This window comes from Paenibacillus sp. FSL E2-0201 (assembly GCF_037963325.1).
Lineage (GTDB): Bacteria > Bacillota > Bacilli > Paenibacillales > Paenibacillaceae > Paenibacillus_AQ.
Map to the genome: position 1 here is coordinate 3,759,320 of NZ_CP150154.1, position 12,913 is coordinate 3,772,232.

A 12,913-nucleotide genomic window follows, 5' to 3' on the forward strand; every position below is an offset into this window, starting at 1 on the left:
ACACCTTTTTATTGATGCCACTCTAGGGCAGTTATCCTTAATCATGGAAGATTAATTACTATTGCTGGGCGCACACCGTCACGAGCTACACTTACATTTGCATAGCTGCGAATACTGCAGCCAGGTCCGATAAAAAACGCACGTGAAGGTTTGTTTCCTTGTGTACGCAGCCACCACCAAGAACAGCCAACCTCCTCGCCGTCTTTGATTATATAGTTCTCTTTATCCGTTTTATCATACACGTATAAGCTGCATCCATCAGTTTTTTTCATTTTGGCAAAGTCCGTTCCAACGGCACGGCGCAGCTCTTTGCCGTGTATCTCAGAGTATGCCTTTATCTCATCCACACTAAGCAAAAAAACGTTATCCTCTGTATCCGGGGCACCCTCTCCATTGTCTGTACAACAGGTCGTCTTTATTAATTCCTTCTCAGCAGCATTGAATGCAGTGTGATAGAATTCATCATTCAGCCACTCACGCAAATCACAGTCGTGCCACGTAATATCCACGCAATCACGCCATTTAATATCTGCGCTCTTGCCTTGATATCTCTTGCAGTCCAAAATATATTCACTCAAAACAATCAGTTCACTACCAGAGTTATGGAGAACACGCCATTCAATCGGCAGTGCTTTACCATCCTTTGATTGTGAATACGTGCCGAAAGTAATGATTTGGCCTAGTTTAACGTTTCTGTTCAGCGCTAAAGCAAGCTTCCCCTTTTCCATTAAGTTCTCCTCCTTATTTACAAGCCTCTGAAAAAACAAAAAAAACGCGGGTATATCACTCTCCCGCGTTAACATTGTTGACAGAATTAATCCTGCAAAATCTATTCAATATCCGGTCGTATATGCTCAGCGATTAATTGCTGCTTGCTAGTCCAGACCTTTTCACTCAAATTGACCCGGTACACCTCAGGATTCAGCTTACGTTGATACTCCGGCCAGAATAGGTCCTTTTGCTCCCGATGATAACGTCGAACCTCATTCAAATCCGGCAAAGTATACACTTGGAATCCGTTAACGTATATCGGTTCTAGCATAGGCAATGCCTCGTAACGCTCGACATACTTATGCATGTATGGATGCAGCGGATTAAACAGCTTCAACCGCGCACCGTTACGTGGAGCTTCCTCTTCTGGAAAGCAGATATAATCCGCAAGCGCTTTGCCATTTTTACCGATAATCCGGAATACGTCCTTCTTGCCAGGCGTAGATACTTTCTCAGGATTGGAAGAAATCTTGATCGTCGGGATCATTTCTCCAGTAGCGGACTCAATTTCCACCAGCTTATAGACGCCACCCAGAGAGGGCTGGTCAGAGGCGGTGATTAGTTGTGTACCCACACCCCACGTATCAATCGCTGCGCCTTGCAGCTTCAGATCCATGATCGTGTTCTCATCCAAATCGTTGGAAGCGACTATCTTCACATAATCCAGGCCAGCATCATCCAACATCTTACGCGCTTGACGGGATAGATATGCCAAGTCACCGCTATCCAAACGGATACCGACCATCTTCTTACCTTGTGCCTCCAGCTTCTTGGCTGTATTGATTGCATTAGGCACCCCACTACGGAGTGTATCGAAGGTGTCGACCAATAGCGTAACTTCGTCCGGCATCACCTTAGCATAGGCATCAAAAGCCTCCTGCTCGCTGCCAAAGCTCTGAACCCAGGAATGTGCATGTGTTCCCTTAGTCGGAATACTAAACATTTTGCCTGCCAGCATGTTGGAAGTAGCATCAAAGCCGCCAATATAGGCCGCTCTAGCCCCCCACACCGCTGCATCGGCTTCTTGCGCACGCCGGGTACCGAACTCCAGCAAGATGTCATTCGGAGCCACCTGCTTAATTCGTGAAGCCTTAGTAGCGATCAACGTCTGGTAGTTCATGAAGTTCAGAATGGCTGTCTCCACCAGCTGAGCCTCCATAATTGTCCCTTCCACACGGATTAATGGCTCATCTGGAAAAATCAAAGCGCCTTCTTTCATCGAATGAACGGTTCCCTGAAAATGAAACTGCAACAGTTCCTCCAAAAAAGCGGGAGCATAGTTCTCTTCTTGCTCAGACAAATAACGGATATCATCTTCGGTAAACCGCAAGCCGCCGATATAACCAACAATACGCTCTAAACCTGCGAACACAGCATAGCCGTTACCGAAAGGTAGCTTACGGAAATAAGCCTCAAATACAGCCTTCCGTTTATGAGTTCCATTCACCCAGTGAGCGTACATCATATTGATCTGATATTTATCCGTATGTAGCGCAAGTTCTCTTCTCAAGTCCTCATCTCCTAATATCTACGCTGCTATATGTGTATGTTCTGTTCTAGTATTATGCCTTAACAACGTCTGCTCCTAAACTTCCCCGGAAATGTTCTAATGCCCAAGTATGTCCACCGGGATTAAAGCTGGCTACCGCATCCTCGTGCACTGTAATAGCAAACCCTTTGTTATAGGCATCCACTGCTGTGTGCAGTACACAAATATCTGTGCAGACCCCAATTAAATGAAGTTCAGTAATGCCTCGTTCCCGCAGCTTGATCTCCAGATCTGTTCCACTAAAGGCGCTATAGCGCGTTTTGTCCATCCAATAGATGGATTCGCGATTCTGCTCATATACCGACTTCAAGCTTCCGAACAACTCTCGTCCGTCACTCCCGCGTACATTATGAGGAGGGAATAGCTTGCTCTCCGGATGGTAAGTGTCATTCTCTTCATGCAAATCCACGGCCATAACAACATAATCGCCACTGTGTACAAACGCTGAAGTTAACTGGCTGATCCTAGGCTCGATATCTACGGCTGGCTGACCAACAGGTAGATTTCCATTAACAAAATCATTAGTAAAGTCGATCACTATTAGTGCTCTCATGAGATTAATCCCCTCTCCTGATTTAAGCCACTACGTATAAATGGATAACAAAGGCTCATGATCTGTGAACATATAGAGCTGAGCTGGACGCTGGGAGTATTGATTTGAACTAAGCGCATTTCCCTCTTCGTCTCTTACTTCTTTTAATATACCCTGACGACTACGTGTTGAAGTGATTTTACGGATAAAATTCGGTTCCTTAAATTCCGGCACTACCGTTTGTATCACCTGATAGAGCTCACTAAGGGTAAAATGCCTAGGTAAAAACTGTCTTGCAATCGTAGTTTGCAGCATTTGTTGTTGAATACGCAAATATGCATCCTTGATGATATCATGGTGGTCAAAAGCGAGCTCCAGCTCTTCAAGCGCTTCCTGCAACGTAAATAACCCTACCTCGCCAGCATCATCCGAAGCTTGTCTTTGCTCCAGCATCCATTCCTCCACCAAGGCGAAAAAGGCATGACTGATAATCCAACCGCGAGGGTCGCGACCAGGTGTACTGTAAACGCCCAGATATTCCAAATGACCGCCATCTACACCAGTCTCTTCTTTGAGCTCACGAGTAGCGGCAGCATAAATGGACTCATCCTCCTGACAGAAACCGCCAGGGAGAGCCCACATTCCAGCACATGGCCATTTCTTCCGTCGAATTAACATGACTTTAAGCTCACGTAAGGGAAGTGTCTTTGTGACCGTCTTACGTTCGCGTTTGGTCAGTGTAAACATTACGATGTCAGCCGGAACTCCGTCCGGTGTACGATATTTTTTGGCGTTATAGGTTTGTTCCCCATTTTCGCTCATATTTGCCCCATCCTTTTCCGAAGCTATAATTTTACTGATTCGTATCTTTAAATGTACCAAACCTTAACTTCTAAAATCAACAGCTGGACATAGAAAGATAAGGATTATGTATAGTGTGAAACTTAAGGGGGCGGATCTGCATCCGCCCCCTTAACTGAGTGTGGGTTATCCGCATGTGGTCGGAGGCGCTTCGGTGCCGGCTTCCACATTAATTTTTTCCGAAACAGTATCTCTAATCACGGAAATTACAAGCTGGAGTAGATAATTGATGTCACTCTGGCTCTGCTGAAATTCGTTCACGACTGGAATGCCGTCAATTTCATCCTGCAACACTTCAATTTCACGCTCGATCTTAGCTACCATATCTTTATTATTAAAGCTTTCGAAGGCAACAATCTCCTTCTGCTTTTTCTTAATCGTGGCGATCAGGCTTTGTACCCGCTCGTGGTTCAAGATTTTTTGTTCTGCCTGTTGAAAATGCTTTACCTCTTCACTAGTTGAAATTAATGTAGCAAGTTCTTTAGCTTTGCCCATAATATCCTCGCGTACAATTAAGTCACGGGTATTATAAGTCTTCATTCCATATTTATTCAAACGTTGTTCCTCTGTACTCACAAGCCATCTCCCCATTCGTATGTGATGATTAATGAACAGCTGCAGCTTCTGCCACAATATCCCCTTTAATGTACCATGTTTTGGTATCTGTAATTCTCACTTTTACAAATGTGCCAATAAGCTCCTTCGGACCTTCAAAATGAACCAGCTTGTTCGCACGGGAACGGCCGGAAAGGACTTCAGAGTTATTCTTACTCTCCCCTTCAACCAGCACCTCAACGAATTCACCTAACATACGGTCATTAATAATCCGGCTGTTCTCTTTAATGAGATCATTGAGTCTTTGTAGACGTTCGCTCTTCACCGACATAGGTACATTATCCTCCATAGCAGCTGCAGGAGTACCCTCACGAGGTGAATAAATGAACGTATATGCCATATCATACCCAACCTCGCGCACTAGCGAAAGAGTATCTTCAAATTGCTCATCCGTCTCTCCAGGGAAACCAACGATAATATCGGTACTCAACACTGCATTAGGCACACTTATCTTGATCTTGCGAACTAACTCCAGATAAGCTTCACGAGTATATTTGCGACTCATTTTCTTAAGTACAGCAGTGCTTCCCGATTGAACCGGTAGATGGATATGTTCCACCAGATTGCCGCCTTTGCCTAGTACTTCAATTAATTTATCGTCAAAATCACGCGGATGCGATGTCATAAAGCGAATGCGCGGAATATCAATCAAACGCATGTCATCCATCAGGTCACCGAAGGTGTAATCAATGTCTGTAAAATCCTTACCGTATGCGTTTACGTTCTGCCCCAGTAAAGTGACTTCCTTAAAGCCTTGACGCGCAAGCTCTCTTACTTCAGCAATGACGTCTTCCGGACGGCGACTGCGTTCTTTTCCCCGTGTAAAGGGTACGATACAGTACGTACAGAACTTATCACAGCCATACATAATATTTACCCAAGCCCGCATACCCTCGCGTTTCTTCGGTAAATTCTCAATAATATCGCCTTCCTTAGACCATACCTCCACCACAAGCTCTTTGCTGAATACAGCTTCTTTAATGAGGTGTGGCAGTCGGTGAATATTATGCGTACCGAAGATCATATCCACGAATCCATGCTTAGACATAATTCGATTGACTACGCCTTCCTCCTGCGACATGCAGCCACACACGCCCAGCAAAAGACCTGGCTTCTCAATCTTCAAGTTCTTAAGATGACCAAGCTCTCCAAATACCTTATCCTCGGCGTTCTCGCGAATCGCACAAGTATTTAAGAGAATGATATCCGCATCATTCCGGTCATCGACGCTTTTGTAGCCCATCTGTTCCAAAAGGCCCTTCATCGTTTCCGTGTCATGCTCATTCATTTGGCAGCCGTAAGTCGTTATATGATAATATTTGTCTACTCCGAAATTGTGCATTTCTTCTGGAATCTCGAAATCATAATGCACTTCTATTTCTTCCTTGCCACGCCGTTTTCCTTCTTTGTAATCAGGCTGACTATTAATTTGTACATTTCTTCCTTTAATCCGGTAAGTAATCTTACCTTCTTCTTCACTAATTACCTTCGCGTCACTAAAATCAAAATATTTCGAATAATCCTTCGAACCCTTGCCGGATTTTAAGTCCGGTGAGTTGTGGTTCCCCTTAGTCATGCTGTTTTCACGTCCTCTATTTAAAATGTAGCTCATTGATGTTTTAACCCAATATAAAATTATAGCACATCCTGTAACATTACTTCCATCTTAGATGTCAATCCCTATACGCACTGATCTAGGTTTATCAAGCAAAAACGCCTTTGGCCTCCCAAAAGAGACGGTACCGTTTATGCAAGAAATATAAGGATAATGTAAGCGTGAAGCTTAACTTTCCTATATTTTTGAAAAATCAGGTCTATTTTACCACAGGGAGAGTGCAGAGCATACTCTAAAAGAAAATTTCAAATAGGTCAAGTAATAGCTATCCTTATGACTCCCATAAAAAAATACCCTGCCGGCGAGCGACAGGGCCAAATTCTATTGTATAAAGGGGGGTATGATTCTATATACGCCACAAAAGCTGTAATGAAACACAGTTCTTGTCTGAAGAACACTTTTTATGAACTTGTAAAATGATATCTCCAGTTAAATTCCTTTCGTTCCAAGTTTCTTGGCTAATTCAGAAAGATCTTGTCCTTTTAGCGCACCTTCTACTAACTGTGGCAGCAATGCAGGTGTACACGCAAAACAAGGCGTTCCATCGCGAGTCAAGGATCTAGCCACATGCTCATCGTAGAAAGGCTTGCCTTCATCAGATAAAGCGAGTAAACACATCGTTCTGACACCTGATTCCTTCAGATGACGCATACGACGGATTAAACCCGCTTGGTTCCCGCCTTCGTACAGATCAGAGATGATAATAAATAAGGTCTTCTTCGGCTGCTCAATAAATTGTTCACAATAAGCAACAGATTTTTGTATATCTGTACCACCGCCTAGCTGAATCCCAAACAACATGTCAACAGGATCATTCGCACATTGCTCAGTCAGATCAACGACCTCTGTATCAAATACAACTACTCGAGTACTTAATGAAGGGATGCTTGCAAAGATCGAACCCACAACTGAAGCCCAAATAATAGATTCTGCCATAGAACCACTCTGATCGATATCCACAATGACTGTCCATTCCTTGTTGCGTCTAGCCCGATCATAATAGTAGAATTTCTCAGGGATAATCTGCCGCCGTTTTGCATCATAATGCTTCAGATTGCGTTTTATCGTCCGTGTCCAATCTATGCCACTAAGTGAAGGCAATGGAGAATGCTGTCTGCGATTCAGTGCACCCGTCACCGCCCGACGAAGGTCCTCCTTCATTCGCTTAACAAGATCATCTACAACTGCCTTCACTAACAGGCGAGCAGTGTCTTTTGTCTTCTCAGGAATCTTTCCTTTAAGGGAGAGGAGTGTACCTACTAACTGTATATCCGGTTTCACTGTTGCAAGAACTTCCGGTTCAAACAATAGCTGCTTCCAGCCCTTCCGTTCCATTGCATCATGTTGAATAACCGAGACGATATCCTCAGGGAAAAAATTGCGAACATCTCCTAACCATTTCGCCAACCGAGGTGCAGATTTACCTGATCCTGCTCCTCTTTGTCCGGAGGCAGCAGTGTTAGCAGTGCCGCTATTTCCAATCTCACTCGTCTCATCATATATAGCGGCCAGCGCCTGATCCATGATGAGTTCATCTTCGGACAGGTGAATACTTGTGTTTCCGCTAGAAACGGTCAACTGTTCTTCTGCGGATTGGCCAAGAATAAGCCGCCAGCGAGCTACAACACTTGAATCTACTGAAGTACTCATTGTCATATATCTCCAAAGTCAAAATCATTCAAATCCTCAATCATTTTTGCTTCGGCCTCCTTCAGCTCGCCCGTCAGAATCTCAGCAGCTTGCTCAGTGTTCACGCCCCACAATTCACCTAGCAACTCAGCGATCATAGTCTTTTCTCTTGGCTCAAAGGTACTGAAGGCTCGCCGCAAAAACACTAAAGCACGCACAAATTCATCATCATCCAAAGAATTAATATACTCGTTCAATTGTTCCCACAGACTTAATCGGGATAAAAGTACATATCGATTACGCATAGACATGCCTTCGAACCAGCCTGCTCCAAGATCTGCAGGAATACCCGGTGACAGTCGTCTCGATACTTCTTCTGAACATTGCTGTGCAGTTATCGCATTACGTTCTAACAGTATGGAACATGCTACTCCAGACAAGCGCGGATTGCAGTCATCTCTTTCCGATAAATGCTTCAGCTCTTGTATCCACAACAGCTCATCGACTTCCTCACTATGCTCCATAGCTGTCTGATTCAGTATGTTCATAGCTTTTAGCATCTCACCCGATGCTTCATCATTACATTGACTCGCATCCAGCAAGAACAGACACGCTCGTCTGTACAATTGTTCTAGCAGCGGAATAAGCGGCTTGGTATCTATCCGGCGAACGTCGCCATACTGAATCAGAAGGGATAACTCATGAATGGACGCAGCGATTTGCACTACATCTCTGGTATCAACAGCTAAGCGCTGAAGTGTTTGCCGTCCTGCTTCCATCTGGTTCAGCATCCCGCACTCATAAGCCGTTCGAATAAGTGCCGACGCTTCCGCAATTGTACTGCTGTGATCTAATTTTTGCTGCAATACATAGGCTGAAGCAATCTCAATCGTTTCTCCAAGCAGCGTAGATTCAACGACTTGAATCTCGACTTCAGGAGACCACCTCATGACCCAATGCTCTGCCCATGTTGCGCCAGTCTGACCACTTGCTCTTATGTTCACTAGATCGATTCCAAGTGTTCTGAGCCTATGAAAAAGAAAAGAACGGTTTAAATCCAGATAAGCCGCTTCCTCAGAAGACACTCTTCGATTCTCCCGGAGATCTAATTCAAGATCATTTGCTACAGGGGACTTATACTTCTCAAGCTTCAAGCGTTTTAATTGCCGATTCAGATCATCCTGAATTGGCGTCTGACTAATCCCCTCTGCCAGCTCACCAATAGCAGTACCGATATCTGTACGAGCAAGTGCTTCAGCGATTACGCTAAGCTCTCCACGCCCCAGCAAGGTCAGTGCCGCATCTCGCAAATCTCTTAACGTCGGCGCACTTCCACCGTGAAGGGCAGCTAATGACTCTGCTAAGCGCACAGCTTCAATAATTTCTGCTGTAGAGCGATGTGTCCCGCTATTGCGCAAGTATCTAGCTACAGTAGACAGATAGTGATGCGGTAAGTCATCAAGTGAACCGTTCATCATACGTTCCCACATCATTTGATAATAATGAGGTGCCAGGTTCCCTGCTCCATAGCCTGACAAGGAAGATAGTTTATAATACGTATAGGGCATAAGAGTTAGCTTGGTATTTAGTGAAGGAAGATCATCTATCTCCTCATCTGTCATACCGGTGCCCAGATCAGAAAGTGCCGCTGTATGGTAAGCTCCACATACAACAACGATCTTATGTGGTTGATGACCAGCTGTGATTGTATCCTGAATCTGACGACGCATATAAGCTTCACGAATCGTGTTGTGCGCATATTCTATTACGTTGTTATGTCTTTCATTCTCTTCTGACATCTGGCGCATTTGGGATGAGAAAGAAATGATCGCTTCCTGATATGCACCCTTGTTGGTGTTGTGTTCGAAATTGCGCTCCCAATACATATCATAATCTAGCTCGCCAGCCAGCTCTGCTATTCTTTCATAGAGAGAAACCTCCTCCGGAGCCTTCTCTTCTGAATCGTTAACTTCGGATCCCTCGCTCTGTTTAGCAGAAGCTCTGTTGCGGGTTCGTATATCCTGCAACGCGATAACTACTGAAGAGGGTAAATCTATAAAAGCTGTATGAGCTCCCTGCTGCTCCGCCCATTTCATCGCTTGATATTCGGGGGAATATACCGCAAGCGGCCATAAGGCTGTACGAACAGGAACTTCTTCCGTAAATGCTAAAATAGCTATCGGAGGTTTGGTTGTCGTGTTGAGGATATGGCGAATCTCAGTAGTAGCATCTGCTGGCCCTTCAATTAAAACAGCTGTGGGCTCTATCTCATCAAGGTAGCTTAATAGATGCTGCGCACCACCAGGAGACAAATGCCGCACCCCAAAAAAATGTACGCCAGCTCCAGTAGTTTCGCTCTCCACTAGTTCATCTCCTTACAAGCCGTATATAACCCCCGCCAATCTGCGCCACGTTTCTTCATTATATTGTCGAGATACTCTCTCCAGACAAGCTGATCCTTATCATCATCCTTCACAATGGCACCTTGCAGTCCGGCGGCCAGATCCTCGTCTGTCAGTTCTCCATTACCGAAGCTTGCGGCCAGCGCCATACTATTCGTTAAGAGTGAGATCGCTTCAGCTGTGGAAATTACCCCTGCTGGAGACTTCACCTTCTCCTTCTTATCCAAGGTCATCCCGCTGCGCAGCTCACGGAAGATCGTCACGACCTTATGTAAAGCCTCATCTGCAGGAAGTGCAGCTTGTAAATCGTAGGAGGAAGCAATTTCACGGACCCGTTTCTTCACAATCTCTACTTCAGTATACAAATCCGCAGGCGCTGGAAGGACAATAATATTAAACCGCCTCTTCAAGGCAGTTGACATATCATTGACACCACGGTCTCGTGTGTTAGCTGTTGCAATAATTGAGAAGCCTTTACGAGCGCTCATCTCCTTGCCTAGCTCAGGCACTGAAATCGTCTTCTCTGATAAGATAGAGATCAACGCATCTTGTACCTCCGATGCACACCGAGAAATTTCCTCGAAACGTGCGATGCCCCCATCCTCCATTGCTCGCATGATGGGACTTTTTACTAACGCTTCCGGAGTTGGGCCTTGTGCAAGCAGCATCGCGTAGTTCCAAGAATAACGGACCTGCTCTTCACTCGTACCCGCAGTACCTTGCACGACCAGTCCTGATTGTCCATAGATAGCTGCTGATAAATTCTCAGATAACCATGACTTGGCTGTACCCGGCTCACCAATTAATAACAATGCACGATCGGTTACCAGTGTTGCTATCGCCATCTCTATTAATCGCTTGTTACCAATGTACTTAGGTGTAATCTCGGTACTCCCTGCTTTACCGCCAACGATAAACTTCAGTACAGATTGGGGCGATATCTGCCATCCTGCTGGAACCTTACCTGTGTCCGCTTTACGAAGTGCTTCCAACTCATGCTCATACAATCTTTCTGCTGGAAGCCTCATAATATCTTGAAATAGTTCTTGACTCATCGGTAGCTACACCTCTTCTATTGGGTTTGATGGTCCTTGCATGAGACGAATGACATACTCAAGTTGTTCTTCTGCAACCTCACTAAATCGAGGTAGAACAGTTATTATTCGACTCGCAAAACTTGCTGGAAGCTGACATAGCTGCTCAAACGTATACGGTTCAATTAATCGACATTCTGTATTTCTGTCATCTTCCAAAGCTACTAGGAGAGCCTCTTGCAGGCGTTGTTTACTTATCCCCGAACGCTCTAAACCCATCAAGAGAATATTGGCAAACCGATGGCGAAATTCAGGATTATCAGTCAATTTACGAAGCAAATACTGCATTGCTTTAGGATGTCCCGGCCGTGCAAAGGCACTTACCAGCTCGTATTGATCCAGCTCTATAAAAAGATCAAGCCAGCGTGAATCCCATTGAATAGCCAGTACCTCAGACGACTGCATTTCGATCTTATACATATATTGAATCTGGTCTGCAGGTGAGTTCCAAACTGCATCATAGGTTCCATGATATCGCTGAACTGCAATTTCAGATATTGTGCGCAGCAATTGCTGCGCCATAGAAGAAGCATGGTTAGTTGAAGATGGCGCATAATGCTTTAAAACATCAACGTATTGTTCATACACTCGTTCCGGTGGAAAAAAGAGATAAGCGTCTTTGAAAACATCATTTACGTAACGTCTGTTGTTTTTAAAGTAGATAAGATTCCGCTCAAGTGTTCGTTGTAATGCACCTTTAGCTTCCTCAGAGTCAATCTGTCTTAAATAGGAGGTCGCCTCTTCGATCAATGCATTCCAGCTCAACTGGTTCATATATAATGGATACTGCTCAAGTACATTTAAATATAATTTTTCTAGTTCAGGACTATGTTTATAAGATAGTACCCTAATATAATGGACTACCCTGTTCCATAATCCATCTATTTTTTTCTTATCGTCCTTCATTTCCGGGACAGTTTGAAGCATATCTGAGACCTCTTCAACAAGTCGGTTCGTGAGCTCTTGGGCTTGACACTGCCTCAGTGCAGGGACGACCAGTTCACTATCTTTTCCGGTAAATGCCTCATATAGCCGATTAAGCACACTCGCCGAGTCACTCTTAGCCAGCGCATTATAGGCAGCTTCACGAATCTTTTTCTTCTTATCTTTACTCCAAGCTAGCAAATCTTCCTCGTATCGTTCCTTGCCCGCAAGCAGAGAAATAGCCATGGCCCGAACATCCTCTGATCCTGAATCTGCAGCTTGATAGACCAGATCCTGAACGCTATCACCACCTAATGTAGCAATTACGTACAGCTTTCTCGTCTCTACTATTCCTCCTGTTAGATCAAATTGATCCCTGAGGATAGGAATAATCTGAGGTCCATAGGCTGGCAGTATTTGCTTCATCACAAGCTCTGCAATCTCAACATATGGATCTTGGAGAGCTGCTATCGCGGGATGAATCATGCGGAGATCTTGAAATAGTCCAGCCTCATAAGCTTCCTTTATAATCTCATATCGTCCTCCGCCACGAGTACTTAGTGCCAACTGTACGGCTGACAACTTGCGATATGAGAACTGGGTAGGTAATCTTAATGGATGAACTTGTACTTCCAACAATTCGCCGTCAGGAGAAGTTACTCCCTGAGTATGCAGCACCGAGCTGAGTAGCACACTTAGGTCTTGCAGCTGCTGAGCCGATGAAGATCCTTCGGAAGGTTCCGATGCAATGACCAAAGCGATTCCCTCACCTAATCTTTTGAATATGGGAGCACGTTCGCCTAACTGTTGAAACTGTGGCAATAGCCGCTTTAAGCGGAAATCCTCAGCAGCGAGCTCACTTCCAGCGATATAAAGCCGCTTTACTTCTTGATAAAGCTCTTGTAGTAATGCTGTACTCAT

At 44.8% G+C, this 12,913-nt stretch carries 10 protein-coding genes; all 10 read right to left on the minus strand.

Features of this window, described 5'->3' with window-relative positions:
- Positions 1 to 41: 41 nt before the first annotated feature.
- The gene (locus NSU15_RS17005; RefSeq protein ID WP_339286856.1) at positions 42 to 728 is read right to left on the minus strand and encodes a DUF6273 domain-containing protein; all 687 of its coding nucleotides are present in this window, start codon (positions 726 to 728) and stop codon (positions 42 to 44) included.
- 101 nt (positions 729 to 829) lie between these two features.
- Positions 830 to 2,281 carry a nicotinate phosphoribosyltransferase gene (locus tag NSU15_RS17010; protein ID WP_076283476.1) on the minus strand — a complete coding sequence of 484 codons (1,452 nt, stop codon included), beginning with the start codon at positions 2,279 to 2,281 and terminating at the stop codon, positions 830 to 832.
- Between the two features lie 52 nt (positions 2,282 to 2,333).
- Positions 2,334 to 2,873, minus strand: coding sequence for an isochorismatase family cysteine hydrolase (locus NSU15_RS17015; RefSeq protein WP_042128448.1), 540 nt, complete (start codon positions 2,871 to 2,873; stop codon positions 2,334 to 2,336).
- 30 nt (positions 2,874 to 2,903) lie between these two features.
- Complete coding sequence (locus tag NSU15_RS17020; RefSeq protein WP_042128449.1) at positions 2,904 to 3,674, minus strand: NUDIX domain-containing protein; 771 nt, start codon at positions 3,672 to 3,674, stop codon at positions 2,904 to 2,906.
- Between the two features lie 165 nt (positions 3,675 to 3,839).
- On the minus strand, positions 3,840 to 4,289 hold the full coding sequence (locus NSU15_RS17025) for a YlbF family regulator (RefSeq protein WP_042128451.1): 450 nt from the start codon (positions 4,287 to 4,289) through the stop codon (positions 3,840 to 3,842).
- 28 nt (positions 4,290 to 4,317) lie between these two features.
- Positions 4,318 to 5,904 carry a tRNA (N6-isopentenyl adenosine(37)-C2)-methylthiotransferase MiaB gene (gene miaB, locus NSU15_RS17030; protein ID WP_042128454.1) on the minus strand — a complete coding sequence of 529 codons (1,587 nt, stop codon included), beginning with the start codon at positions 5,902 to 5,904 and terminating at the stop codon, positions 4,318 to 4,320.
- Positions 5,905 to 6,372: 468 nt separating this feature from the next.
- Entirely contained in the window at positions 6,373 to 7,593 is a 1,221-nt protein-coding gene (locus tag NSU15_RS17035) for a VWA domain-containing protein (protein WP_339286859.1), read from the minus strand.
- Positions 7,594 to 7,595: 2 nt separating this feature from the next.
- Positions 7,596 to 9,935 (minus strand): DUF5682 family protein, encoded by a 2,340-nt coding sequence (locus tag NSU15_RS17040; RefSeq protein ID WP_339286860.1) that lies wholly within the window; start codon positions 9,933 to 9,935, stop codon positions 7,596 to 7,598.
- Complete coding sequence (locus tag NSU15_RS17045) at positions 9,935 to 11,029, minus strand: AAA family ATPase (RefSeq protein WP_339286862.1); 1,095 nt, start codon at positions 11,027 to 11,029, stop codon at positions 9,935 to 9,937. Before NSU15_RS17045 ends, NSU15_RS17040 begins: the two co-directional genes overlap by 1 nt.
- A gap of 6 nt (positions 11,030 to 11,035) precedes the next feature.
- Positions 11,036 to 12,913 carry a HEAT repeat domain-containing protein gene (locus NSU15_RS17050; RefSeq protein WP_339286864.1) on the minus strand — a complete coding sequence of 626 codons (1,878 nt, stop codon included), beginning with the start codon at positions 12,911 to 12,913 and terminating at the stop codon, positions 11,036 to 11,038.